General features: G+C 38.2%; 21 protein-coding genes and 1 tRNA gene. 10 read left to right on the forward strand and 12 right to left on the reverse strand.

Annotated elements, in window-relative coordinates:
• Window positions 1-137: 137 nt before the first annotated feature.
• Window positions 138-1,010: a hypothetical protein gene (locus FJR09_RS15135; RefSeq protein ID WP_015078702.1), complete on the reverse strand. Its 873-nt coding sequence runs from the start codon at window positions 1,008-1,010 to the stop codon at window positions 138-140.
• 226 nt (window positions 1,011-1,236) lie between these two features.
• A complete protein-coding gene (locus tag FJR09_RS15140) occupies window positions 1,237-2,892 on the reverse strand; it encodes a glycosyltransferase family 39 protein (protein ID WP_168653872.1) in 1,656 nt (551 codons plus the stop codon).
• A gap of 111 nt (window positions 2,893-3,003) precedes the next feature.
• Between FJR09_RS15140 and FJR09_RS15145 the strand changes: the two genes are divergently transcribed.
• The 3 genes from FJR09_RS15145 to FJR09_RS15155 all read left to right on the forward strand — a co-directional run bounded on the left by FJR09_RS15145 (window position 3,004) and on the right by FJR09_RS15155 (window position 5,199).
• On the forward strand, window positions 3,004-3,651 hold the full coding sequence (locus FJR09_RS15145; protein WP_015078700.1) for a class I SAM-dependent methyltransferase: 648 nt from the start codon (window positions 3,004-3,006) through the stop codon (window positions 3,649-3,651).
• Between the two features lie 87 nt (window positions 3,652-3,738).
• Complete coding sequence (locus FJR09_RS15150; protein ID WP_015078699.1) at window positions 3,739-4,248, forward strand: hypothetical protein; 510 nt, start codon at window positions 3,739-3,741, stop codon at window positions 4,246-4,248.
• A gap of 63 nt (window positions 4,249-4,311) precedes the next feature.
• Window positions 4,312-5,199, forward strand: coding sequence for a hypothetical protein (locus FJR09_RS15155; RefSeq protein ID WP_015078698.1), 888 nt, complete (start codon window positions 4,312-4,314; stop codon window positions 5,197-5,199).
• A 155-nt stretch (window positions 5,200-5,354) separates the two neighbouring features.
• Here the strand turns inward: FJR09_RS15155 and rpsU are convergent, their stop codons facing one another.
• From rpsU to FJR09_RS15170, 3 genes are all read right to left on the reverse strand, one after another.
• Window positions 5,355-5,552 (reverse strand): 30S ribosomal protein S21, encoded by a 198-nt coding sequence (gene rpsU, locus FJR09_RS15160; RefSeq protein ID WP_015078697.1) that lies wholly within the window; start codon window positions 5,550-5,552, stop codon window positions 5,355-5,357.
• Between the two features lie 264 nt (window positions 5,553-5,816).
• The gene (locus FJR09_RS15165) at window positions 5,817-6,671 is read right to left on the reverse strand and encodes a 3'(2'),5'-bisphosphate nucleotidase CysQ (RefSeq protein ID WP_015078696.1); all 855 of its coding nucleotides are present in this window, start codon (window positions 6,669-6,671) and stop codon (window positions 5,817-5,819) included.
• A 37-nt stretch (window positions 6,672-6,708) separates the two neighbouring features.
• Window positions 6,709-7,572 carry a sugar kinase gene (locus FJR09_RS15170; protein ID WP_015078695.1) on the reverse strand — a complete coding sequence of 288 codons (864 nt, stop codon included), beginning with the start codon at window positions 7,570-7,572 and terminating at the stop codon, window positions 6,709-6,711.
• A 21-nt stretch (window positions 7,573-7,593) separates the two neighbouring features.
• On the opposite strand from FJR09_RS15170, the gene rsmI reads away from it, so the two are divergent.
• The gene (rsmI, locus tag FJR09_RS15175) at window positions 7,594-8,448 is read left to right on the forward strand and encodes a 16S rRNA (cytidine(1402)-2'-O)-methyltransferase (protein ID WP_015078694.1); all 855 of its coding nucleotides are present in this window, start codon (window positions 7,594-7,596) and stop codon (window positions 8,446-8,448) included.
• Window positions 8,449-8,485: 37 nt separating this feature from the next.
• Here rsmI and FJR09_RS15180 read toward each other — a convergent pair whose 3' ends face one another.
• The gene (locus FJR09_RS15180; RefSeq protein WP_168653873.1) at window positions 8,486-14,095 is read right to left on the reverse strand and encodes a choice-of-anchor I family protein; all 5,610 of its coding nucleotides are present in this window, start codon (window positions 14,093-14,095) and stop codon (window positions 8,486-8,488) included.
• Window positions 14,096-15,040: 945 nt separating this feature from the next.
• Window positions 15,041-15,274, reverse strand: coding sequence for a hypothetical protein (locus FJR09_RS15190; RefSeq protein ID WP_015078691.1), 234 nt, complete (start codon window positions 15,272-15,274; stop codon window positions 15,041-15,043).
• A gap of 162 nt (window positions 15,275-15,436) precedes the next feature.
• On the opposite strand from FJR09_RS15190, the gene FJR09_RS15195 reads away from it, so the two are divergent.
• From FJR09_RS15195 to FJR09_RS15205, 3 genes are all read left to right on the forward strand, one after another.
• Complete coding sequence (locus tag FJR09_RS15195; protein WP_015078690.1) at window positions 15,437-17,479, forward strand: NAD(P)/FAD-dependent oxidoreductase; 2,043 nt, start codon at window positions 15,437-15,439, stop codon at window positions 17,477-17,479.
• Window positions 17,480-17,581: 102 nt separating this feature from the next.
• Window positions 17,582-19,606 carry an FAD-dependent oxidoreductase gene (locus tag FJR09_RS15200; RefSeq protein ID WP_168653874.1) on the forward strand — a complete coding sequence of 675 codons (2,025 nt, stop codon included), beginning with the start codon at window positions 17,582-17,584 and terminating at the stop codon, window positions 19,604-19,606.
• 188 nt (window positions 19,607-19,794) lie between these two features.
• Window positions 19,795-20,988, forward strand: coding sequence for a family 10 glycosylhydrolase (locus FJR09_RS15205; RefSeq protein ID WP_168653875.1), 1,194 nt, complete (start codon window positions 19,795-19,797; stop codon window positions 20,986-20,988).
• Between the two features lie 7 nt (window positions 20,989-20,995).
• Here the strand turns inward: FJR09_RS15205 and FJR09_RS15210 are convergent, their stop codons facing one another.
• Window positions 20,996-21,433 (reverse strand): DUF29 domain-containing protein, encoded by a 438-nt coding sequence (locus FJR09_RS15210; RefSeq protein WP_015078688.1) that lies wholly within the window; start codon window positions 21,431-21,433, stop codon window positions 20,996-20,998.
• A 218-nt stretch (window positions 21,434-21,651) separates the two neighbouring features.
• Here FJR09_RS15210 and clpS point away from each other — a divergent pair, with 218 nt between their 5' ends.
• Entirely contained in the window at window positions 21,652-21,975 is a 324-nt protein-coding gene (clpS, locus tag FJR09_RS15215; RefSeq protein ID WP_148766963.1) for an ATP-dependent Clp protease adapter ClpS, read from the forward strand.
• A 5-nt stretch (window positions 21,976-21,980) separates the two neighbouring features.
• Entirely contained in the window at window positions 21,981-22,298 is a 318-nt protein-coding gene (locus tag FJR09_RS15220) for a DUF2103 domain-containing protein (RefSeq protein WP_015078686.1), read from the forward strand.
• A 58-nt stretch (window positions 22,299-22,356) separates the two neighbouring features.
• Here FJR09_RS15220 and FJR09_RS15225 read toward each other — a convergent pair whose 3' ends face one another.
• From FJR09_RS15225 to FJR09_RS15235, 3 genes are all read right to left on the reverse strand, one after another.
• Window positions 22,357-22,677 (reverse strand): hypothetical protein, encoded by a 321-nt coding sequence (locus tag FJR09_RS15225; RefSeq protein WP_015078685.1) that lies wholly within the window; start codon window positions 22,675-22,677, stop codon window positions 22,357-22,359.
• A gap of 464 nt (window positions 22,678-23,141) precedes the next feature.
• Window positions 23,142-23,214, reverse strand: a tRNA-Phe gene (locus FJR09_RS15230).
• 77 nt (window positions 23,215-23,291) lie between these two features.
• A complete protein-coding gene (locus FJR09_RS15235; RefSeq protein WP_015078684.1) occupies window positions 23,292-24,125 on the reverse strand; it encodes a metal ABC transporter permease in 834 nt (277 codons plus the stop codon).
• On the opposite strand from FJR09_RS15235, the gene FJR09_RS15240 reads away from it, so the two are divergent.
• Window positions 24,108-24,434: a hypothetical protein gene (locus FJR09_RS15240; protein WP_168654117.1), complete on the forward strand. Its 327-nt coding sequence runs from the start codon at window positions 24,108-24,110 to the stop codon at window positions 24,432-24,434. The genes FJR09_RS15235 and FJR09_RS15240 overlap by 18 nt on opposite strands.
• Here the strand turns inward: FJR09_RS15240 and FJR09_RS15245 are convergent.
• Complete coding sequence (locus FJR09_RS15245) at window positions 24,431-25,213, reverse strand: metal ABC transporter ATP-binding protein (RefSeq protein WP_168653869.1); 783 nt, start codon at window positions 25,211-25,213, stop codon at window positions 24,431-24,433. The genes FJR09_RS15240 and FJR09_RS15245 overlap by 4 nt on opposite strands.
• Window positions 25,214-25,640: the final 427 nt, after the last annotated feature.

A 25,640-nucleotide genomic window follows, 5' to 3' on the forward strand; every position in this document is an offset into this window, starting at 1 on the left:
GTGGTTGCCCAGATTTGCCGAGTAAAAGTATGATTTTATTGGGCTTCGCCCCGCTTCGCCCCGCTTCGCTAACACGCTCCAGACGCAGAGGCTCAGAGAGTCAGAGTTTGAGAGATGGAATTTTTGAATTTTATCCCTCAATTCAGCAATTTCAAGTCTGTAGCCTTCAAAATTTCAGTATTATCTTTTCTCACTCTTAAAGTAGAAGTAGAATTACCATCTTCAGTTATCGGTTGTTCTAAAATGTAGACATAATCCCCATTTTTCCAACCTGTAACACATTTACCATCTCGACAGGAAACTTTACCACCTGTTAACTTGAGACATTTACCATTAGTATCACATCCTTGATAATTCACATTTCCTGTACCATTAACCCCATTCCAAGAATCAGTATTACTCAAAGTAATTGTCCATTTACCATTACTTAAAGTTTGTGAATTACCACTTTTTGAATTATCGCTTGAGGATCTTCTCTCTGAACCTTCACTGACAACTTGCATTTTTGTAATGATGGATTCTTTGCGAGTTTTACCGCAAGGTTCTGCACTTTCACAATCACTAACTGATTGTATTTCATAAACAGCACGGACTTTTTTATTGACAAACTTCTTCTCGTCAGCACAAATATCAAAACTCGCACCAACATTGTGTTCAATGCCTTTTTTATCTACTAAGGTAACGTAGCACATTAAATCACCATTAACTAACTCCTTTACTATTCCTAATTTTGGTTTTTTACTTCCATCTCTTTTAGTATTTTTATCCAGGTTTTTACGAACAGGGGTTTTCTCCTCTTCTTTATTATTTTCATCTTCTTGAGTTTCTGATTCTGGAGAAGATTCTTGTTTATCTTCTTGTTCCCTTGGTGCTACTGAAGAAATTTCCCTTTGACTTTGTGTGACAGTATTACTCGAATCTTCTTTAAACATATCCTTTGGTGCGTTACCACAACTTACCAGAGATATGCAGCTAAGAAATAAAGAAGTTGTGAGAATTAATTTTTTCATGGTACAAATTACAATAGTTGAGAATATTCCTATATTCTAACATAGACCTCATTTAATCAGATTTACAGCGGTTTCCGCTCTTATGAGGTACAAAGTTGAATCATGAAACTCTTGTAGTGCGGGCATACTATGGCTAACGCCACGCTGCGCTATCAACAAGCTCAGTACAAGTCTTGCCCGCTAGATATGTACCTAATAACACCGGGAAGTGCTGTATTCTATATTTTCACTTATCAGAATTATTTGCAGATAAAATCTGAATTAATTGATAATCTTTAAAACTACCAATAATCCGATAAGGTATTGGTAACTTAACAAAACTTGGTTGATAAATCCAAGCATAACTAAAAATAGGTAACTGAGAAATTGAATCTACACTTTTACCATGCTGGGGTGTATAAAAGTAAATTAACAGAGATTCTTTATCATTAAATCCTGTTCCTTTGACAAAGTTAATAGGATGATTATGCAAAATTTTATTAATTGATTCTTGTTGATAAAATACTCTAAAATTCGGGTTAAAATCACCTAATAAACCTAAATTACCCGCTGTAGCTAGAGATAACCAACAACTAATTAATAATCCACCTAGCCAATAACGAGAAGTCAAAAACTTGTGGTGATAGTGAAAATTACCTATCCAGATTAATGGTACAATTAAGCTGCCAAAACCAGAATATATTCCTAGAATTGCATATTTGTGAATATCTACTTCACCCCAAATTAAAATACCTGTTCCAGCTAAAACTAAAATAACGCCTAATATTCCCCAAGCATAACTAATATTTCTGGGTAAATAAACTATCTTGTGAGATGAATATTGATCATCAAATCCTTTTTGGTAAATTTTTCCTAACCAATCTAAACCCACCGCAGCTAGAAAGGCAATAAATGGATAAATGCCAAGACTATAATGAGAGAAACGAGTAGAAAATATACTCAATTCAGTAAATAAGACAACAGGAAACCCGATTAATATTAATGGATATTTAGAAATTGAACGCCGTATGACTAATACTAAACCTAATAAACTAAAAAATAACCAAGGAAAAGATTTTAAAGCTAGATTCCACACATAAAAGAAAATGCCATTTTTATGTTGTTCATGACTACCTAGTTCTATGACAAATCCCAATAAAGCCCCAATACTATCGCTACCATAACGCAACCAACTAAAATAAAGCCAAATTAAGCTAGGAATTAAACCCACTAAAAACCCTAAATACAACATGGGGTTAGTTAAATGACGATGACGGCGATGATCTATAATTAAATAAGGTAATAATGCTATCATTGGTAAAAAAATCATTAAGCTTCTCATTAAAAAGCCTAAGCCAAAACTTAACCCAGTTATAAAACCATAAAAATATCGTTTTCGAGGATCTATGTCAGATTTTAATAGGGAGAAAATTCCCATAAATACTAATAAGATAGTTGGGACATCTGGTGTGGCTAACCGACAATATTCTAACCACAAAAATGCTACATTTAAAATCATAATTCCCAAAAATGCTAATTCTTGAGATAGTAAAATTTTCCCAACTTTATAAATAACAAATATGCTCAAAATTCCCGCAATCATTGCCGGTATTCGCGCAGTTGTATCACTAACACCAAATAGCTGATAAAAAATAGCAATTAACCAATAAAAACCAGGGGTTTTATGATGAGGATTACCCCAAGGAGATACCCAGTCACCAGTTTCAAACATTTGTCTGGCTCTTAACGCATAAAGGGTTTCATCATGAGCCATGAGACTGGTTTCCCCAGAAGTAAATAACAACAAAGGAAGTAGCCAAATTAACAACTTGGGATATGGTAATTGCCAAAATAGCCGAATTAATTGGATAATCAAAATAATTAGGGGTGATTTAAAAAACATTTATGAATAGTAAATATAGTATTTACTCATGTAGAATAAGTTAAGTTATCAAAAATAACTTATCAATTAGAATACTATTCAAAATTTTCCAATCGGGGAAAAAAGACGTTTATGCTCCTGCAACCAAGTCAACGCATTAAATTAGATGAATCGGATGATCTGTTATTCTATAGTTACCCTCGCTTTGTCACTCATGTAGATGAGGGTTTTATTCAACAATTAACTGATTTATATCGTCAGCGACTGCAATCAAATACTCGTATTCTTGATTTGATGAGTAGTTGGGTATCGCATCTACCCACAGATATAGATTTTGCTCATGTAGCAGGACATGGACTAAATGCTGAAGAATTAGCCCGGAATCCCCAGTTAAATCATTACTTTGTCCAAAATATCAACACAAATCCCCAGTTACCTTTTCCAGATCAAGACTTTGATGCTGTTATTAACTGTGTTTCTGTGCAATATATCCAATACCCAGAGGCTATATTTTCGGAAATACACCGCATTCTTAAACCCGGTGGGATAGCAATTATTAGTTTTTCTAACCGGATGTTTTTTCAAAAGGCAATTCAAGTCTGGCGAGACGGTTCGGAAGCTTTTAGAGTAAAATTGGTCAAGGGCTATTTTGCCTCAGTTCCTGGATTCACCACCCCAGAAGTGATTTGCTCAAAGTCAGCAGCACCAGGTTTTTTACAGTGGTTGGGGGTACCAGGCGGAGATCCTTTGTATGCAGTGATAGCTCAACGTCTTGCGTAGTATTATTTAAAAGTAAATTTCTAGTTTGTAAATGGCAAAATAGTTGATAATTGCCTCACAAGCTCAAGTATTAAGGAGAAGCCAAAAATGGTGAAAAATCATGGGCGGAGAGTTTTAGCTGCTGTATTGCTATCAATCGTACTACTAACTACAGCCTGCTCGACAAAAGCACCTAGTCGTTTTGATCAAGTACAACAGGAAAGTACCAAGCAAAGAAGTGGACAGGCAGTAGTTAAAAGTGCAACTCAGGGTAGTAAATTAAATAAATTCTTCCCCAGTAGCGAAGATGGCTATGATCGTGTCTATACCCAAGAGAAAAAAGGCTTTTCTGAAGCAAACTTGAAAAAAGGTGGCAAAGTAGTTGCTCAACTCGCTATTTCTGATACTAGCAGCATACCAGGAGCAGCAGCTAAATTTGCTAACAGCACTGAAAAAATAGGCGGTTATCCTGCGGTAAAAGTTGGTAACACTCAAACTTCGGTTTTGGTGGATAAGTACCAAGTCAAGGTAATTTCTAAAAGTCCATCATTTACTGCGAGCGATCGCGCAGCCTGGATAGAAAAATTTAATCTCGATGGTTTAGCAAAGTTGAAATAGGTCAGCAACCGCTTTCCTGATTAGCAACTGACATTAATACAAAACATAGATAAGGAGACTTTTGTGAGTAAACCAATTCAGCAGTTAGTTGATGAACTTCCTAGCAGTAACTTGACTGTTTCCATGTTGAATGCTTTAGATTTTGTTGCTCCTGGTGAATGGCAAAATACTGTTGGTTTTGTGAATACCATTAAAACTGTTACTGGTGAAACTGACGAAGACCTAATTCAACAAATTGGCGAAAGAGCGATTTATCTATTTAACGACAAATCCCAAGGCTATCAAACCGCCCTCTGGCTGTATCAAACCGTTGACGGTACAGATAAAGTTTTAGGTGCAGCCGCTTTAGCTAACAAAGTTGGTCAAACAATTCCCCTGTTCGGTTTTTTAAACTCTTTGACCCCCAAACCTGACAAAGCGCAAACTATTGACTTAACCTTGAAAGTAGTTGCTGAATTAGTCGCCTTTTGTCAAATTAATGGCATTCCTGGGGACAGCATTGGTGATTTTGTTGCTGCTTTAGGTGAGTATGGTGGCGAATCACTGATCCGCATGGTGGCATTAATTTGTGTTGATGGTTTAATTCCCCTCGGACCCGACTTCATTGATAAATCATTATCAATGATTAGTCAAATGAACCCTCAAGAGTTACAACAAAACCCGACTTTTAGAACCATCCAAGATACAATTCCCGGTAATGGTGTGGGTGGTAAAATCGACTTTATTGGCAACAGTTTAGACGGAGTTAAAGGCTGGATGAATGGTATTGTTACAGCTAATGCTTTAACAGCCCAAAAAGTCTTAGGACATTGCAAAGGTTTTCTCGACTTTGCTGATGATAAATTGGACTATGTAGCCGCATTCCTAGACGTGTCTACAAACTACTATGAACACACAGGTACGCAGACATTAGCACGCCGCTTAATTGAACGAGCGATCGCTGAAATCTAGCAGTTAATTGCACAAAAAATCAAATAGGGGCAGGATAAACTCGCCCCTAACCACTGCATAAATTGTACTTGATATCATTAGTAACTACTTGTAATTTGTTTCAATTAACAGGAAATCCGTCGGGATTTCCAGTTGCAGCAGACAAGACTAAAAACTTATCGTTTGAAGCGAGAACGTTGTTGACGACGTTGTTTGTGTCTAGCTATAGCTTTGCGCTTTTCTTTTTCTAAAGGTGTCTCAAAGTGACGCTTTTTCCGCATATCTTGGAAAATTCCCGCTTTGGAAACTTCCCGCTTAAATCTTCGCAGTGCTGATTCAATTCCTTCATTTTCACCTAAGACCACTTGTGTCATTCCTGTTCCTCCGTAGTTTAAATTAATATTTGAGAACTAAAGTCAAAGTAAAATATTCCAGCGGCGTTTAGTCTAGGACTGTATCTGCTGGATACTCTAGATTTTAATTTTTTTTACTGGACTTAATAGCGATTGCGATCTCAACCGAAAATAATCCTTACCTCCCCCATTATAACACTATATGAGAATATTAACCCATGATGAGCAAAATTTCCCCACAAAACTTTGAGCATTGTTAGGGAATTTGCCCCGATCAATACTATTTTAGCGGGAAGCAAACCGTGTGAGAATGCTTTGTGCTTCTTGACATAGTTCCTCATGATTTTGAACATTACTCGCCAGTAATTCCCCCCATTGATGAATGTCGCCGGTGTTGTATTTTAATGGCGTGCAGTCAAAATGGGTAAACTTGCCACCTGCTTCCGTTAATATAAGTTCGGGAGCAGCCATATCCCAGTCTTTCGGTGCGGATTTACCGGCAAGGGAAATATAAACATCTGCTTGCTGTTCAACTATTGCCGCAATTTTGCAACCGACGCTACCAATCGCTTTTTGATTTTGACAGGGCAAGTGCTGTAAGAGATATTCTAACCTATCGTTGCGGTGTGAGCGACTAACAACCAAAATTAGATCTTGGATATTTTTATGGGAGTTAAGTCGCACAGGCATAGAACCAGTTGTGGTTTCGATAAAAGTCCCACTGCCTCTGGTGGCATAATACAACTTTTGTGTCTCTGGAACTGCCACGACGGCTAACATTGTCTGTGTTCCTTGCACTAAGGCAATATGAATGGCATATTCTCCAGTTTTGTTGATAAAGTCTCTTGTCCCATCTAATGGATCAATTATCCATACCCACTCAGCAGGATTTTTTCCCTGTTCTGATTTATGAGTTTCTTCGCTGATATATCCAAAGTCTTCATTCCCGAAAGCGGCTTGTAGCTGTGACAAGATATATTCACTAACAGCCAAATCTGCAACTGTAACGGGTTCATTGTCTTTATATTGAATATCTAAATTTGGTGCAGCGATAGTACCATGATAATAAGAACTGAGGAGACTGGCTGCACCCCAACCAACTGACCGCGCAATTGTTAATATTTCGGATAGGTCTTTCATTTGAGGATAAATTTGGGTGGAATAGGAAAAATGAACATTAAATATTTGAATTTAGCCAAGGGCGCGTACCGAAATATTTACACGCTTCCGTAGCAGTATTACCAGCTAGTGCTAATGCTTCTATAAAATTTGTTTCCAGGATATAGTGACAGAAAGCACCGTGAAAAATATCTCCTGCTCCTAGTGTATCAACGGGCTGGATTTTTGGCACATTTACCACACCAAATTGACTACAATTTAAGTATTGAATGGGATTTTCCCCTTGAGTAATGGCAATGTGAGGAATGTTAAAATTTTGCAAATAGGCAAAAACATCTTGCTGATTTTTGCAGTTAGGGGGATAGAAATTAGCAGAACAAATAGCATAGTTTACAAAAGGTAATATTTCTGCAAATCCTGGTTTCCAGCTACCACCATCAATGACAACGGGAATATTTTGTTTTTTAGCCATTTGGGCAATGATTTTGCTAACTTCTATTTGATGTCCGTCAATTAAGACAATATCAATATTTTGTAAGATATTTGCGGGGATAGAGGTAATATTTGCCTGAGTTTTGATGGCATTAATAGAAATTACCGCTCTTTCTCCTGTAGCTTGCGTAACAATAATTGAAGAAACGGGTGGTGGTGTATGGCGATGGGAGTCTAAGTCAATAATTGCGACTTGGTAATTCTCTAAATCGCTACGAATTAGCTGTGTAATATCGTGGGAACCCAATACACCTAAAACTGTAGCTTGGTTGCCTAAATGACTCAAGGTGACGGCGGCATTTGTTGCTGGTCCTCCTGCTGCTACAGTATAGTCAGTGGCAACAAGTTTTTGATTATTTTGGGGGGAAGAGTCCGCGAGATAAATTAAATCTAAGGTAATTAAACCCACAAATAAGCCAGATTTGATCATTGATAACTTTGTTAAATTAATATGCAAACTGAACCAAAACCAGGAACACTTTATATTGTCGCTACACCCATTGGTAATCTAGAAGATATGACTTTTAGAGCCGTGAGAATTTTGCAAGCAGTGGATATGATTGCGGCAGAAGACACACGCCACACAGGCAGATTACTACAGCATTTTCAAGTGAAAACTCCCCAAGTTAGTTACCATGAACATAATAGTAATAGTCGTATTCCTGAATTATTAGAGCATTTACAATATGGTAAAGCGATCGCTTTGGTAAGTGATGCGGGAATGCCGGGAATTTCTGACCCAGGATATGAGTTAATTAAGGCTTGTATTGATAATGGTATCACTGTTGTGCCTATCCCCGGTGCAAGTGCTGTAATTACGGCTTTGAGTGCGGCGGGATTACCCACAGATAGGTTTATTTTTGATGGTTTTTTGCCGGCTAAAAGTCAACAACGCCAGAAATATTTGGAATCTTTGCAAGGTGAATCTCGAACTTTGGTTTTCTATGAATCACCTCACCGATTGCGGGATACTTTAGCCGATTTGGGGACAGTTTTAGGAAGCGATCGCTCTCTAGTAATAGCACGGGAGCTAACTAAATTATACGAGGAATTTTGGCGAGGAACAATTGCCGAGGGGATTACCCATTACCAAGACAAAGAACCCCAAGGAGAATATACTCTTTTAGTAGCTGGAAATCCACCTAGTAAACCTCAACTCACAGAAACTGAATTAAAAAACGAACTATTATCAATGATTAAACAGGGTATTTCTCGTTCTCAAGCTAGTCGTGAGATAGCAAAGGATACGGGTTTATCTCGTCGCTATCTCTATCAACTAGCTTTGACAATTGAACTTAGCGGCTAAGTACAGAGACGATGATCATGATCTAGAATAGGACAAACTAGACGACCGCTCCAAAGGAGAAAACCGCATCATTAAAATCGTAGTCACTTACCCCCACACCCGCAGGTAAATCTTCAAAACCAAAGGTATTATTCCCAAAACTTCTTAAATGAGCCGCACCGTCCGGGTTAGCTACCCCAAAGCTAAAATAGGCTACAGGTAAAGTCGTGTAATTTTGCGCGGTAGCCGGACTATTATTAGGGTTCGCAGCAAAGAAAGCATTAATCGCTGCTTGGAGATTACCGGAGAAGTTACCACCATTGGCAATTACAAAGGGAGAATAGATTTTACCACCATTGACAATGACATCACTCGCAGCACCACTACTTGAACCCCCTACCCGCACAATAAAGTTATCTACTACCTTACTCAAAGCGGCTTTCGCATAACCGATTTCCCCGGGTTTAATGCCATTTACAGACCCCGTTACATCATCCACCTCATAGAGACCGAACAGATTATTAAAAGCTGCGGTGGTCTGATTTAGGGCATTTTGCAGGGAGTTTTTGACAAGGGATGGGTTGTAGTTATTAGGAAATTCGTAGCCCAATTTATCAACAATACCAGTTAATGTACCTGCTTCCTTGGGAATCAGTTTATCAACAGGAGCAATTGAGATTAGCTGAGTTGGTGCTACTGTAGCAGTTGTAGCTTTACCCGTAACCGTTACCCTAACATCAGCACTTGCGGAAAGACTACCATCAGAGACAGTGTAACTAAAGACATCATTGCCCAAATAATTGCCATCTAACAGCGTATAGGTCAAATTATTGCCATTGATCTCAACTTTGCCATATTTACCGTCGGTTTTGCCGGTGAGCTTTAAACTATCTCCTTCAGGGTCACTATCATTGTTTAAAGGGTTGATAGTTCCCGCACTTCCTTGACTGACAGATAATTGATCATTTTGTGCAACGGGAGGATCATTTACCGGAGTCAGATTGATTGTGATGGTAGCAGGATCAGATTCTGCTTTTGGAGTACCATTATCAATCGCTGCTACTGTCAATGTGGCAACATTACCATTAGCATTAAGAACGGGATTATATCGCAGATTAGCTAGGTCATCAACTGATATCTCTTGATTGACAGTCACTTGTTGACCATCAACAAAAGTCAGGCTTCCAGCGGTTGGTAAACTTATTACCTTAATTGCCATTAAATCATTATTGTCTTCGTCTTGGTATTTACCCTTGTCTTTGAAGTCTCCAATACCAAAACTAATTATTTGATCTTCTTGTCCATTTTGGGTGAAGCTTTGCAGATTTGGTTTTTTGTTGGGTGCAGCGTCATCATTATTAATTGTTCCTTTCGCTGTAGCGTTGGTGGAACTAACAACTGCACCATTATTAGGATTACTCAAACTGACAGTAAAAGTCTCATTGCCTTCAAATAGGGTATCTTGAGTTGTTTGGACAGTAAAGGTTGTAGTAGTCTCTCCAGGTGCAAAAGTTAAAGTCTCCGTTTTTGCCGTCAAGTCACTGGTACTAGCTGTATCATCTGTCGCAATAGAAGTGGCTACAGTCACACTTTGGTTAGCTTGAGCATCACCTGTACGAGTGATAGTGAAATTTACCTCACTTCCTTCCGTTGCGGAAGCAGCAGCAATACTAAATACGGGTGCAGTATCATCATTATTAATTGTTCCTTTCGCTGTAGCGTTGGTGGAACTAATGATTGCACCATTGGTAGCATTGCTTAAACTAGCAGTAAAAGTTTCTTGGTCTTCAAATAGGGCATCTGGAGTTGTTTGGACAGCAAAGATTTTAGTAGTTTCTCCCTGTGCAAAAGTCAGAGTTTCCGTTTTTGCAGTCAAGTCGGTATCACTGGCTGTATCACCTGTAGCAATAGAGGTAACTACAGTCACACTTTGTTGAGCCTGGGCATCTCCTGTTCGAGTTACAGTAAAGTTGATAGCATTTCCTTCTGATGCCTCAGCGGTAGCAATGCTAAATATGGGGGCTGGATCATCATTAGTAATAGTTCCTTGGGCTGTGGCGTTTGTAGAACTAATGATTGATACATTTGTAGGATTACTTAAACTGACAGTAAATGTCTCATTTCCTTCAAACAGGACATCTGGAGTTGTTTGGACAGAAAAGGTTGTAGTAGTCTCTCCCGGTGCAAAAGTCAAAGTTGCTGTTTTTGCAGTCAAGTCAGTATCACTGGCTGTATCACCTGTAGCAATAGAGGTAGTTACAGTTACACTTTGTGAAGATGAATTATTTCCTGTCCGAGTGACAGTGAAAATTATGATATTTCCTTCTGTTGCTGAAGCTGAGGTGATAGCAAACTGTGGTAATTCATAATTCTTCAGAATAGCTAAGGGATTACTATTCGCACTAATTAAGGTGTAATCTCCCTGGGGTGAAAGTGTAAGTTGATTTATGTCCTTAAACCCATCAACATTAACGTTTAATAAATCTTGTGCTGGATTAAAATCGGTAATTATGTTGGGACTTTGCAGATATGCAGCATTAGCTAACCAAAAGGTATCTTGACCATCACCACCTGTTAAGGTGTTACCACCAAGACCGGAGTAAATTATATCATTACCAGCATCACTAAATACTTTGTCATTCTGATCAGGGAATATTTGATCATTGCCTTCACCACCTGATAAAATATTATTACCTTGACCATCGGAGAATATTTGATCATTGCCTTCACCACCTAAAGCCGTATCATTTTCCTTAGCAAAGATTTCATCATCACCTTCACCACCATCTAGGATATTGTCACCTGTTCCTGTGACACCATCAATGGAGTCATTACCTGCTAAACCCAGGAGAGTATAACCGCTGGCAGATGCTAATAATACATCGTTTCCAGAAGTACCACTAATAGTAACAGGTAGATTATTAGGTAGTTCAATAATGCCTAATTTTTCAGGAATTGTTGTTCCTGCGACATTAAAATCATTATCATTAATCACAGCCAGAATATTGGGTGCTACTAATGCCAAACCTTCTAATTTTTCAACTCCGGTGTAACCTACTTGCGCTGCATTAACTATTAAAGTTTTGTTAGCAGCAATAATTCCAGCGGTAGTTAATTCAGCCGCGCTTAATTGTTCAATAGTCTTACCACTTGGCAAAGTAAAGTTAGCAGGATTATTGATATTAGTCGCTGTTGCTAAATCTATTTGATAGATAAGTTTATTGGAAGTATTATCACTTCTATCATCTCGTTCTACAACGGCAAATTTACCATTACCCAAGGCAACAGCATCACCAATTTTATCAGTTTTGGCATTACCACTGCCTGTAATATCATCCAAGAGATAGAGATATTCACCAGTTACCTGTTTAGAAACTATGTCAAATTCCAGAATTCGCAAATTGCGGGAATTTCTGGAAGTTGTATCAGTGCCATTATCGGGATTATCAATTGCACTTTGAATAAAAGCATATAGTTTGTTACCTTCTAATGCTATTGCTTCAAAGCCCCGATTTGCCCGTCTTTGGGCATAAACTGCTGGTAATACCTCAGTTCCAAAAGTTCCTGCGGGTTGATCTGGTTCTGTTGCTATTGCTGTTCCTTGGGGAACAAAACGATCAAGTAATTTCCCATTGACATCGAAATGGTAAATTGCGGGACGATATTCATCTACCAGCCAATAGTCGCCATTTTTCGCAATGACGATACCTTCAACATCAGCCCCTAAAGTATCATTAGGTAAGATTTGACCATTTAAATCAACCCCAATTTCATCAGTGTAAGCTGTTCCAGCAGCCCCAGCTTGGACATTGGGAAGTCCAGTTAATGGAGTTGTACCATCTTCACGAAATAACCCAGTTCTTTTGGTAATGGTGATTTGATTAGTAGTTTGATTAAGTTCAAAACTGACTATTTCTGGTTGAAAATTGGGTAAGAAAAACGGTCTATTTTGACCTGTGGGTTCACCATTAGGACCACGATCTGTATTAGTAACAAATTTGAGATTGCCATTATCCGCTACACCTTGGAAATACAATCCAGAAAACCCACCCAAAAATATATCTTGTCCGGTGGAAGTTGTGCCTAATTTGGGTAGATTTTGAAATTCATAAGTAGTTAACTTTGGTGGGGAAGCTATTTCATAAAAGCTAACAGTATTACTAACTTCATTAGAAACTGCCAACATGGGACGAGAATTGGGACTATTTTCCGCAGAGATGAATTTTAAACCTTCAGGAGAGACATCACCTTCGGTTCTAATATACTGAACAAATTGAGGTGCAGTGGGGTTACTGAGGTTATAAACCATTACCCCACCACCCGCACGTTCTAAGCCCACAAATCCATAAGGAATACCATTAATTACGCCAACAACTGTACTTTCTGGTTCAGGGCCTTTATTATCGGAACGAGTATCAAACTCAGCCGCAGAACCATTATTAGCATTAAAAAATGTAGGCGTTTGTTGTTTGAGAATCTGTTCAATTTGGTCGCCACTGTCATATACTAATTTACCTTGATCATCCCAAATTGAGAAAGAACGAGCACCGTAAGCATAAAGTTGATCAAAGTCTCCGTCTCCGTCGGTATCTCCTAGTTTATTGGTAACGGTTAAACGTCCTAATTTTTCCGGTTTTTTCAACTCAGTAGCATTAGGAAAAGCTGTAGGATCAAGATTTAAACTAGAAACTCTTGCTTCTTCGTTAAATAGTGATCCTTCATTACCAAAAGTACCATTTGCTGTAGGACGAATCCGCGCATCTCCTTCATTTGCGGTGATATAATAGGTCTTATCAGCAATTTGAAAAGAGCTAATTGCATCGGGTTGATACATCCCGAAAATTGGCCAATTTTGAATATTAATTTTACCTCCACCACCAGAAGTACCATTAACATCTCTATCACTAGCATCAAGACCATTTTCTGGTAAATTATGATTTTTAAAACCTAATGGAACAATTTTAGTAATATTAGCAGTAGCAATGTCTAAAACTGCAAAGGCGTTATTTTCTTGTAGGGTAACAAATGCAGTTTTGCCATCGGAAGAAATTGCTATATACTCTGGTTCTAAATCTTGAGCAACGGTGGCATTAAGTCCAAAAAGTCTGACTCCGGCTGATTTTAAAGTTTCTTTTTGCCCATTAAATGTCGTGAAATTTGCAGTTGTAACTTTACTATTATCTAAACTGGCAATATTTCCAGAAACATCAATGATACTAATTGAACCTTCTGGATCAATAGCATAATTTTCACTGGGTTCTCCTTCGTTGGCGACAAGTAATTTGCTACCATCCGCAGTGAAAGTGATCATATCAGGTAAAGCACCTACTGTCACTTCGGAAATTTTAGTGAGAGTTACAGCATCATAAAAAGCAATTTTACCGGGGTCGGTACTTGTATTTGCAGAAATAGCGATCGCCACAATGCTATTTCCAGTTCCTATGTCTTTTCTGACGGCTACACTTTGAATTCCTGCACCTAAGCTAGAAAGATCAATGTTAGTAACTTGAGTGGGGTTATTTGCATCAGAAACATCTACTACTTGGAGAACAGGTTTATTTGCAGATTCTCCAGTCACAAAAATGCGTTGAGATATGGGGTCAAAATCAGAAATTTCTGCGCCGCTTAATTTGATAGTACCGACATGGTTAAGTTGAATTGAATTCATAATTTTTATATTGGCAATTAGAGGTTTGTTGTTACTTAGTCCGCAATGGGTATTTTAGTCTTTTTGAGCTTTAAAAAAATCGGTAAATTCCTGACTATAAAGAGAATTTATCTCAGTTTATTTAAGGAATAAATAATTAAAGGTTAAGGAGAAATTAAAAAAATTAGAATAACAGCTTAGTGTTAACCCTATCTATGTTTAACTAAATAGCCTTTGTTTTCTAACTTTCAGTAATTTTTGTCCTATTAATTTAATCCTATTCCCGCCACCTATTATATCTGAATGTGTAACGCTTACGAGACTCAAAGAAACAGCACTCTGTAGGAATCGCTAAAAATTCAGGAAATTTAGTGTTAAACCGCGTTTACTTTGAAACCCATAGTTTTTTCTTAATTGGGTTTTATTCCCAAATCCTATACTCTTCCCCGTTCCCTGTTCCCTTTTGAAAAACTCCAGTTTTCAACTTGGACGAGGTTTAAGGGAACACCAAAAAATAAATTACCCAATTTTGTGGGATGGGCATCCTGCCCGTCCTTGATGATTAGCGGGCAAGACTTGTACTGAGCTTGTCGATAGCGCAGCGTGGCGTTAGCCATAGTATGCCCGCACTACAAGAAATTTTTGGGGATTTTATTTCTTGGAAGTCCCTAATACTGAATTAGGCAAGCAATTATTTATGATATTCCCGAAAATGCTAATGTATGACATTTAACAATGCGGCACCTGAGTTTAATAATATGTACTGAATAAAAATGACGATAAAGTTTGGCAGTCCTTAGGCGACACAGTAGGATGGAGGAAAGACGGAAAGTGGTTGTATTATAAAGATATTAGTTTTGACAAAACAACAACTAAACAAAACTCAAAGCACACATCCCTGTAGCATTTGGATATGAGGGGGGTGGAAGTCTTCTCTCGTCTACATACTTGTATATCATCAGCGCATTAAGGAAAATTTTCCCATGCTTGGGCAACCAACTGACTTAACCAGCGCCTTTGTTGCCTATCTAACATTTTATCATCCGCTAATACCTGGGTAGTTAATTGATCTAAAGACTGACCCTGAGCGCGAACTACTCTAATTACACCAGCAATTACCGCAGCCACTAATTCTTCATCAACTGGCTGTTTTCTTAATGCAGATATTTCTTGGGGACTGTCTGGGATAGGATAATTCATGGTATGGGTTTAGGAAATTTACAACATGAACAATAAAATTGATAAATGATTAAAATTCTTTATGGAATCTTTATGAAGTTAATTAGCGCAGAGTTTAACCTAGTTTCTGCCTTTTTTTAATCTGTCTGAGTGAGTAGATTCGTTATGAGATATCAGAACAATATGCAAGAACTTCTTTATTTAGAAATTCCTACACCCGATACAGTATCCGTCAGCAAATGGCTACAAACAGATTTCGTTGTCGAAAATAGTCAAAAATTCATCACTCCAGATGGGTTTCGGCTGGGAAGTGCGGCTAAAAGTACCATTGCCAATAGCGTAGAACTATCTGTATTTGTGTGGTCGGTGCAGCGGACAACTTACCTAAAAGTATTCCGTTGGGGAGATAAACCTTTTCCCCAGGAGAGACGCATTCTCCAATCTCTAACGCGGAAAATTAGAAGTCGCTTTCCCAATTGCTACCCAGAACCACCTGTCATTGATCCCCAAAAATCAATTTTCGCAGAGTTAGAACCCTATTATCCTCTAACTGTCAAGTATTTTCAGAAAATGCCTAATGGAGAATATGACCTCAAGCGCGCTTACTGGTGGGAGCAAAGGTGGCGAGAAGGGGTAAGAAATCCTCAAAAGCCTCGTCAAGTAGTATTTTATCAAGGGAATAGTCAGGAAATATCACCTATCCTCTCCCCTGCTGCTAGTCCTCAGTATGACCTCATTTATATTGGTGGTGCTTTGGGGTCAATTCATGCCGCAGTCATGGCTAAATTGGGCTATAAGGTGCTGTTGGTGGAAAGATTACCTTTTGGTAAAATGAACCGAGAATGGAATATTTCCCGTGATGAAATCCAAAGTTTAATAAATTTGGGTTTGCTCACCAATGCTGAATTAGCAGAAATTATTTCTAGGGAATATAAAGACGGTTTTAATAAGTTTTTTGATGGTAATAATCCCTCTAATTTGAAATCCTCTGTTCTCCATACTCCCACAGTCCTAAATATAGCTTTAGATTCAGAAAGGTTACTGGCATTATGTGGGCAAAAACTTCAAGCTGCTGGTGGTGATATTTGGGATGAAACGGAGTTTTCCCAAGTGAATATTAGTCCTACACAAGTTACGATTAACGTTAAACATTTGCCTACTGGTAATGAACAGCAGGTGAGTGGACGTTTATTGATAGACGCAATGGGAACGGCTTCACCAATTGCTTGGCAATTAAATGGTGGTAGGGCTTTTGATAGTGTGTGTCCAACGGTGGGAGCAGTGATTGAAAAGGGCTTTGAGCCTGGGGTTTGGGATTCTGAATATGGGGATGTTCTTTACAGTCATGGGGATATTTCGAGAGGTAGACAGTTAATTTGGGAGTTGTTTCCTGGTGTTGGTGAAGAATTAACAATTTACCTATTTCACTATCATGAAGTAAATGAAGAAAATCCTGGTTCTTTGTTGGAAATGTATGAGGACTTTTTCACAATTTTGCCAGAATATCGGCGTTGTGATCTAGATAAATTAGTCTGGAGGAAACCAACTTTTGGCTATATCCCAGGACATTTTAGCGCAGATAGTAGCGATCGCACAATTGCAGTTGATAGATTAATTGCCATTGGTGATGCTGCTTCTTTGCAATCTCCGCTAGTTTTTACTGGTTTTGGTTCTTTAGTCCGCAATTTAGACCGATTAACTACTCTGTTAAATATTGCCCTTAAACATGATTTATTGAGTCAGCAGCACTTAAATAAAATTCGAGCTTACCAAAGCAATGTGGCTGTAATGTGGTTGTTTTCTAAGGGAATGATGGTTCCCACGGGCAGATTTATCGCCCCCCAAATGATAAATTCGATGCTGAATACTTTCTTTGGCTTATTAACAGATGAAACCCCAGAAGTAACTGATAATTTCATTAAAGACCGTTGTGATTGGTTCACTTTTAACCGTCTAGCTTTGAAAGCAGCTATGAAAAATCCGGCTTTATTATTGTGGATTTGGCAATTAGCTGGTTGGCGAGATTTATTACGTTGGGTTGGGAATTATGTCAGCTTTGCTCGTCATGCTTTCATCAGTGTTATTTTGGGAATATGGTTGCCGCAATTTTTGAAATGGAATCAATCTTGGTTAGAAAATCGCTTTCCAGGATTATGGTTACAATTGTTAGTAATTAACTATGCAATTACTACAGGTAGACCACGATTACCGCCGGCATTGCGTTAGTTTCATATATTATCAAGGAATTGGGGATTTTGGAGTCCTAAAACTTCTAAAATCCTTAATTTCATAACTTATTCGGTTTCAACTCCACTCTATCCCTCTTCTATGAACCGTAGATACAAAAAACGTTTGCAAACGTTCATCAGCTTCAGCCTATTTACCACCGTTCTCATCCCTTATGCCGTCACCGCTACCCCTCCACGTATCCCAGATAAAATCGTTAACTGTGAGCTTCTCGTTGTGGGTGGTGGACTCTCAGGAGTCGCTACAGCTTATGAAGGTTTACTTGCAGGACGCACAGTTTGTTTAACAGAAATAACCGACTGGTTAGGGGGACAAATTTCTTCTCAAGGAACATCTGCATTAGACGAAAGACCAACTCAACGAGATAAACAATTCTATTCTCGCGGTTATTCCGAATTAAGAAACCGCATTGAGCGCAAATATGGCAAACTTAATCCTGGAGATTGTTGGGTAAGTGATTCCTGCTTTCTGCCTCGTGATGCCCACAATATCATGACACAAATGCTCGAAGATGCCGAAAAGAAAGGTAAAGGAAAATTACAATGGTTTCCCAATACGGTAATTAAAGATCTACAAATTAGCAAAGATGGCAAAATTATTAATAACGCCATAGCAATTCAACATCAACCAGCAAAAAATCAACCACCTTTAAATACTAATACCTTATCTCAAACCATTGAAGATGCTTATAGTTATAAAAACTCATCTCGTTTGAGTAAAACTATTATTCAGTTTCTCCCCAAACAATCTCAAAATAACCCAGGAAAATGGTACATTATAGACGCAAGTGAAACCGGGGAAATTATCGCTTTAGCAGATGTTCCCTATCGGCTAGGAATTGATGCCCGTTCCTATCTTGAACCTTCATCTTCTAGCACTACAAATGATCCTTACTGTACCCAAGGTTTCACTTATACCTTTGCAATGGAGGCAACAAAAGCAGCGCAGCAACAAACAATGCCCCCATTTTATTTACAATATTCACCATATTTTAGTTATGAATTAAAACGATTAGCAAACTTTGATTTAGTCTTTACCTATCGGCGAATTTGGAGTCCCCAAAAAGGACAACCAACTACATTTAATGGGGTGAAGTTTACTGCACCCACACCAGGGGATATTTCCATGCAAAACTGGACTTGGGGAAATGATTACCGTCCGGGAACAGCCGCAGATAATCTCATTTATACTCGTCAACAATTAGAAAATTCTGGACAGCTAAAACCTGGAGGTTGGCAAGGAGGACTACGCACAGAAACCCTGCGTAAAGCTGAAGAAAAGGCATTTTCTTTTTTTTATTGGTTATATGCAGGAACTACAGATTCTCAACTAGGTAATGGTGTTAAACAACCGCAAACAAATATTCGTTTCTTAACAGGTTTAGATTCGCCAATGGGGACAGTTCATGGGTTATCTAAATACCCCTACATGAGGGAAGGAAGACGGATTATTGGCCGTCCTAGTTGGGGACAACCGGATGGTTTTGGCATTTGGGAAGTTGATATTTCTCGTCGTAATTATAATGATCAATATTATCAGAAAACTCTGCCAGCAAATATGTATCGCAGTTTAAAAGCAACTGTATCAGGTTTGGAAGCAACATCTGTAATTAGGGGGGGAATTTCCCCAGAAAAAGCTATGCGAAGAACTCGTTCCACAATTTACCCTGATGCTGTGGGTATTGGTCATTATGCCATAGATTTTCATCCATGTATGGCAAAAAGTCCAGTAGAAGCACCTGGTAATACTGAACGTGCTGGAGAAAGACGCGGTGCAGGACAAGCTTATCCTTTCCAAATTGCCCTACGGGCAATGATTCCCCAAAAAATCGATAATTTATTGGTAGGAGGAAAAAGTATTGCTACAAGTCATATTGCGGCTGCTGCTTATCGAGTTCATTCCTTTGAATGGTCTTCTGGTGCTGCTGCGGGAACTGTGGCCAGTTTTGCACTAAAACAAGGAATTGCACCCTATCAATTGGTTGATAATTTACCTAAACAAGAACCACAATTACAAATTTTAAGAAAGCTGTTGGAAGCAAATGGGAATCCTACGGCTTTTCCTGATACTTCTATTTTTAACGAAAATTGGGACGATTGGCGGTAAGTTTAGTATCTTTGGGGTTTACGATGTAAACCCTGATGATTATTTTTAATTGTGATCAGATTTTTCGACTTTTAACTGGAAAGGAAAAAAGTAAACTTGTAGCTTATTATGTTAATCAAGTCTATGGGTCATTTAATTTTTGAGAAGTTGTATATAACACGAAATTAGCAAACAATTATCATCTTACTATGTCGCAACCAAAAAAAGAACCAAATGGATATGGATGTGCAAATATTCCATTTTCTCTAGTTATAGTTATTTTCGGAGGTGGTTATTGGTGGTTAAGCCAGAGAGGAAATTTAGATATCAGCAAATTTTTACCTCAGATGCAACAAATTGCTATTCCAATTTTGAATCCTACACCAGTTGCTTCTCTAATTCCTACTTCTTCGCCATTAAAACCTGTCAATATCTCTCCTAATCAGAAACAAGCTGCAATCAAAAAAATTATACCTAAAAAAATACCATTACCTCCAACTCCTTGGGAGAAAAAAGTCATTAGAGGCATTTATTTAAGTCGTTATCAAATTACTAATAATGCTGATGAAAAAACGATTCGTGAAAGAGTCCGTTACTACCATTCTCAAGGTTTTAATACTATTATTCACGGTGTTTGGGGTAATGGTTGTACGATGTACAATAGTAAGGTGATGCAGCAAACTTTAGGTTATAAAAGTTGTCCAAATTTATTTCAAGATCAATGGCTAGATTGGCTAATTGATGAGGCACATAAACAAGGTATGCAAGTCCATGCTTATTTTGAAAAAGGAATCAAAATAGATAAAAATAGCCCGATTTTTGATTTAGCAATTTCTCACAAATGGATTGTCCCTGGCATAGATAAAACTTATTCTGGCATTGATCATTCTGTTCTTGATGTGGAAATTCCTGAACTTGCTAATTTCTTCAAAAATATCTTAGTAGAATTTGTCCAAAGGTATCCCAAAATTGATGCTGTCCAATGGGATGATTATTTAGGTTATCATGCTGAATTACCTGGTAAAGTAGATCGCACTGCTAAGTTAACTACTTTTGTCCAGCAAATGATCATGGGTATGAAACAAGCTAACTCAACTGTTAGTTTTGATATTTGCCATCATAACCCCTATTGGGCTAAACGATATTTTGCGGCTGATTGGCAAAAATGGAAGGTAGATAGAGTATTTATCCAAGCTTATAATGATGCTAATTTTCAAGAGGAACTAAATTATGTGAAAAATTCGGCGGGAATTGCTATTAGTGAGAAACAATTCCATCGCTTAAAAGAATTAGTAGATAATCCTGATGTCAAGAGTGTTTTAATTTTTCCAGCATCTGGAAAACCAGAAGAAACAGCTTCTAACTTAAACAGCTTTATCATCAAGTCAGGTGGTTTACCTTAACTAAATATTAATCTGGTAAAAATTCAGAATTAAGGGTTTGTTCGCAAGTGTATGGACATATTTCGGGAAATACCTGTTGACCTAATTGAGTTTCTCTCATTGCTAATGCTAAACCTAATTCGTAAGCGGTGAGAAAAACTTCCTCTAAATAAGGTTTTAAACTAGGACTATCTTGTAAAAGTAGTTTGATTTGAATCCGTTGTTCTCGAATCGTACTCAACCAAATACTACTGCGTTTTTCTGCTTGGAATTGCCATTTTAATAGATGTCCTAGCAACACAGCTAATCTATTTCTGAATTCTTGTCTTTCTTTTCTTCCCAAGGTTTCTAATTCTTCAATTAGGTTGACAGTATCTAATGTATCCCATTGTTGAGTTTTGAGTAAATTAACCTGTTCTTGAGTCCAAGCATGAAAGTCGCTTGTATAGAGGAGAAAAGTGTTCATTTTCGCACCTATTATAGGTTTATATATTCTTAGTTCAATTGTATTCTATATCTCATATACGAAGTTATTAAAAGGTAAAATGTTAATTATTTCATAGATATAAATTAATATTTTTACACATTATCGGCTTGTGTCTGACTACTAACTCAGTCAGCAATGGATTAAACTAGTTATTTCTAATGTCAGTTTGTACAACGTCGTTTTTGGCTCATTTTTCTATGGTGACAAGACTTGCAGATGTGTACAGTATGGCTTCAGCACCGACTGTGACACCTGACCGAGTTAATCAAGTGACTCGGAAAACCTATCCTAATTACAAGGTAATTGTATTGAATGATGATTTCAATACTTTCCAGCACGTAGCTGAGTGTTTAATGAAGTATATTCCGGGAATGTCGGGGGATCTCGCTTGGGATCTCACTAATCAAGTCCACCATGAAGGACAAGCAATTGTCTGGACAGGTCCCCAAGAACAAGCGGAATTATACCACCAACAACTCCGTCGGGCTGGGTTGACAATGGCTCCCCTGGAAGCAGCCTAATCATTATGTCTAAACCCACCGATGGTAGGCTAGTTTGGAATCACTCTACCCATATTCCCGGTCTAATTCCTATTTTAGAACGTTTGTGTCGAGAGGATGGTATTGGGACGGTGACACCTGCGGTGATTGGTAGAGCTAGAGGTCATGCACCAAAAATGCAGTTGCGTGTGTCTGTACCCATTCGCGGTGGTTATAAAATCATTGCTCGTCAAGGCAAAACTGTGCAAGAGGTATTTATCCTCACAACTTTACTCCAGGAACAACTCGAAGGTGCGATTCCTACGGAGCGCTTCGCTATCGCTATTGCTATGAGAATTGCCTAAATTATGAATTTACAATGGCAAGGTTGGAGCTAAATATAGTTCTAACCTTGACTTTTGATTATTCTTCAATTTTATGAACTGCAAATTTATGTAACGGCAAACTCAAGATACAAGAAAATGTTAAGAAATATGACAAAGCTGTAGTAATTCTCAAAGTTATAATTACAGCTTCCCAATTGAATAAAAATACTTTTTCCATCCCAAAGGCGATGCAATATACTAACCAGTAAGCAAAGCTCATTGTTAAAAGACTTTGTTCTGTTTCTTGAAAATCATCTATTGCTTGATTATGATCCTTCAATAACCATAGACCAACTATACAAGCGACGGAGGAAATAGCAACTACAAACTCATGGCAACATAAATTTACCGTAGGCATTTGTCCTAGTCTCCATTTTCAATGTTTTGATATTCCTATGGAAACCTAGTCTAAAGGAATATGCCTCAGAGTTATCCAAAATAGTTACAAAGCGCAATTCCTCAACAACTTTCTTCACATACAGCAGATTTCGCTCTAATGAGATACAAACTTGAATTATGAAACTCTTGTAGTGCGGGCATCTTGCCCGCTATATATGTACCTCACAAAACCGGAAAGTGCTGTATCCCAATACTCACCTCGGAAATAGGCTATTGACTTTGTGTATTTTTGAGTGATATTTTTCATACAATGCTAACTATTTTGACAGGAATGACTGATAATCAAGGATAGTCAATCTTTTGCTAGTTCTAGTTCCATAGGTAATTCTGGTGGTAAAGGAATAGTAGCACCATCATAGAAAACAGCAGCTTTACCTTCACTTCTAGTCTCATTAACAGCGGCTTTCAGCTATTTTAATAAAATGCCAGGAACGAGACTTGAACTCGTGACACGAGGATTTTCAGTCCTCTGCTCTACCAACTGAGCTATCCCGGCAGGGGGCTTTTTCTTCACCACCGATATTGAATTTAGCATAGAAAAAAAGATAAGTCAAGGGGTTATTTAAAATAATTTTAGCTAACCTTCATTGTCAACTTCACCCAGGTAAACACAGTCACAAATACCAGAAACTGCACAAAAACAATACTCGGACCAGAAGCTAGATTAAATAACCCAGAAACCATCATTCCTGCGATACTACTGCTACAGCCGACAACCACCGATAGAATCAGAAAGCGGCTGAAATGGTGACTCATAAGTTTGGCTGTAGCAGCCGGAATTACCAAAAACGCATTTACTAATAACACACCAACGGCTTTAATCGCCACAGCTACAGCGAGGGAAAGCAAAACAACGAATCCATAACGATATAATTGCACAGGCACGCCTTGGACTTGAGCAACATCGGGATTAAGAGTTAATAAAATCTGTTGTGGCAGAGTTGATAATAAAAAAACGCTACTACCAACAAGTACCAATAGCGTCAAAATTAAATCTGTGTTATCTATAGCCAAAATATCGCCAAATAGTACCCCCATTAAGTTACCGCGATATCCTTTAATAAAACTGGTGAGAATTACACCAATTGCTAACGCCCCAGATAGCACTATACTGAGAACGCTATCACTAGCCAAATCAGTCTTATCAATTAGGTAGAGAACAACAACCCCAAAAATTAAAGTAAAAGGGAGTAACATCCAAGTAGGATTAGTGTTGAGTAACACCCCTAATGCCACACCTACCAGGGCTGCATGACCAACGGCATGACTAAAAAAGGATAATTGTCGTAAAGTAACAAAACTACCCAATAAACCGCCTAAAATGCCCATTAACACAGCACCCATAATGGCACGCTGCATAAAGGGAAATTGTAATAAATTCAGCAAATCATGATAGTTAATGGTCATATAAGAGGAGTCAGGAGTCAGGAGTCAGGAGTCAGGAGTCAGGAGTCAGGAGTCAGGAGTTCAGGAGTCAGGAGTTCAGGAGGAAGAAGAAAGAAGAAAGAACAAAGAACAAAGAAGAAAGAACAAAGAACAAAGAACAAAGAACAAAGAACAAAGAAGAAAGAACAAAGAAGAAAGAAGAAAGAAGAAAGAAGAAAGAACAAAGAACAAAGAAGAAAGAACAAAGAAGAAAGAAGAAAGAAGAAAGAAGGAAGAAGAATAGTTTATTACCAATTACCAATTACCAATTACCAATTACCAATTCCCTAATGATGATGTTCATAGCGACTAAAACCTGGTCCATAAGTAGCTAAAAGATTTTGTGGGGAAAGGGCTATTTCCGGTTTACCAGAACAGACAAGAGTTTGATTTAGACAGATGACGCGATCGCAATGACGGCTTACCATATCAATATCGTGAGAAACTTGCAACACCGTCCAATTCTCTTCTCGTTTTAATTCATTTAATAAAGCATAAAAATCCGTTGTTCCTTGGACATCTACCCCTGCAAAAGCTTCATCCAATACTAACAACTTTCGTGGTGTTACCAAACAATAAGCTAATAATACCCGTTTGAGTTGACCACCGCTAAGAGTCCCAATAGCCTGATTTCGCAAGCGATAAGCATCAGTACGGTGTAAAGCTGTGGTAACTGCTGCTGATATTTCCCGTTTTTCTTGCCAAAATTTCGAGAAAAATGAATGTTTTTTATTCCCTATTCCTAAAGCTACCAATTCACTAACTGAAATGGGAAAACTGCGATCAAAAATAAAGTTTTGTGGCATATATCCCAACTGATTCCGCAAACTTGCTAATCTAGAAATTGGGCGACCAAAAACTTCAATTGTTCCGGCACTGCGGGGAATTAAATCTAAAATAGCTTTAATTAAGGTACTTTTCCCAGCCCCATTTGGACCAACTATGGCTGTATCTGTTCCTGCTAACAATTCAAAGGAAACATCTCGCACAGCTAGATAGCTGCTTTGGTAGACTGTTAACCCAGAAACTTTTAATATTGGTAATGTAAATTCTGCTTGTTCGTCAGTCATGTAATTTAGGATTTAAGATGCCAATAATTTATAGTGATAAGTAGTGAGACAGAATTAGTTACACAATGTCATTGCAAATGGAACGAAGTGAAATGAAGCAATCGCAAGGGTTGTGATTGCTTCCCTTCGCTCGCAATGACTGTAAATATTTTTGTCCAATTACTTATAGCAAGAGTCAGAAGTCCGAAAAAAAGAAGGATTCAGGAGTCGTAGTATTGATAGGGGTAAAGCAAGAGCTTCATCCGACCTTCCGCACCCTAAACTGTCACACAACGAAAAATGGTCGTTTGGGGATTTGAGATCGGCGATCGCCACCTAAGATTTCGACGATTTTGTATCAAAATTATCATCAAAGGTATTCAAAAATCCGAAATTACCGATTGTGACACTGGGGGGTGCGGAATGTGGGCTTCATTGGTGTCAACTT

The organism is Dolichospermum sp. UHCC 0406 (assembly GCF_009712025.1).
In the GTDB taxonomy this organism is placed as follows: Bacteria; Cyanobacteriota; Cyanobacteriia; order Cyanobacteriales; family Nostocaceae; genus Dolichospermum; species Dolichospermum lemmermannii.

Coding starts and splice junctions, on each gene's coding strand:
- FJR09_RS15150 (WP_015078699.1), top strand. CDS start 3,739: ATGGTGAAAAATCATGGGCGGAGAGTTTTAGCTGCTGTATTGCTATCA.
- FJR09_RS15145 (WP_015078700.1), top strand. CDS start 3,004: ATGCTCCTGCAACCAAGTCAACGCATTAAATTAGATGAATCGGATGAT.
- FJR09_RS15135 (WP_015078702.1), bottom strand. CDS start 1,010: ATGAAAAAATTAATTCTCACAACTTCTTTATTTCTTAGCTGCATATCT.
- FJR09_RS15195 (WP_015078690.1), top strand. CDS start 15,437: ATGCAAGAACTTCTTTATTTAGAAATTCCTACACCCGATACAGTATCC.
- FJR09_RS15170 (WP_015078695.1), bottom strand. CDS start 7,572: ATGATCAAATCTGGCTTATTTGTGGGTTTAATTACCTTAGATTTAATT.
- FJR09_RS15190 (WP_015078691.1), bottom strand. CDS start 15,274: ATGAATTATCCTATCCCAGACAGTCCCCAAGAAATATCTGCATTAAGA.
- FJR09_RS15180 (WP_168653873.1), bottom strand. CDS start 14,095: ATGAATTCAATTCAACTTAACCATGTCGGTACTATCAAATTAAGCGGC.
- FJR09_RS15200 (WP_168653874.1), top strand. CDS start 17,582: ATGAACCGTAGATACAAAAAACGTTTGCAAACGTTCATCAGCTTCAGC.
- FJR09_RS15245 (WP_168653869.1), bottom strand. CDS start 25,213: ATGACTGACGAACAAGCAGAATTTACATTACCAATATTAAAAGTTTCT.
- FJR09_RS15240 (WP_168654117.1), top strand. CDS start 24,108: ATGATAGTTAATGGTCATATAAGAGGAGTCAGGAGTCAGGAGTCAGGA.
- FJR09_RS15140 (WP_168653872.1), bottom strand. CDS start 2,892: ATGTTTTTTAAATCACCCCTAATTATTTTGATTATCCAATTAATTCGG.
- FJR09_RS15220 (WP_015078686.1), top strand. CDS start 21,981: ATGTCTAAACCCACCGATGGTAGGCTAGTTTGGAATCACTCTACCCAT.
- rsmI (WP_015078694.1), top strand. CDS start 7,594: ATGCAAACTGAACCAAAACCAGGAACACTTTATATTGTCGCTACACCC.
- FJR09_RS15235 (WP_015078684.1), bottom strand. CDS start 24,125: ATGACCATTAACTATCATGATTTGCTGAATTTATTACAATTTCCCTTT.
- FJR09_RS15205 (WP_168653875.1), top strand. CDS start 19,795: ATGTCGCAACCAAAAAAAGAACCAAATGGATATGGATGTGCAAATATT.
- FJR09_RS15225 (WP_015078685.1), bottom strand. CDS start 22,677: ATGCCTACGGTAAATTTATGTTGCCATGAGTTTGTAGTTGCTATTTCC.
- rpsU (WP_015078697.1), bottom strand. CDS start 5,552: ATGACACAAGTGGTCTTAGGTGAAAATGAAGGAATTGAATCAGCACTG.
- clpS (WP_148766963.1), top strand. CDS start 21,652: ATGGTGACAAGACTTGCAGATGTGTACAGTATGGCTTCAGCACCGACT.
- FJR09_RS15210 (WP_015078688.1), bottom strand. CDS start 21,433: ATGAACACTTTTCTCCTCTATACAAGCGACTTTCATGCTTGGACTCAA.
- FJR09_RS15165 (WP_015078696.1), bottom strand. CDS start 6,671: ATGAAAGACCTATCCGAAATATTAACAATTGCGCGGTCAGTTGGTTGG.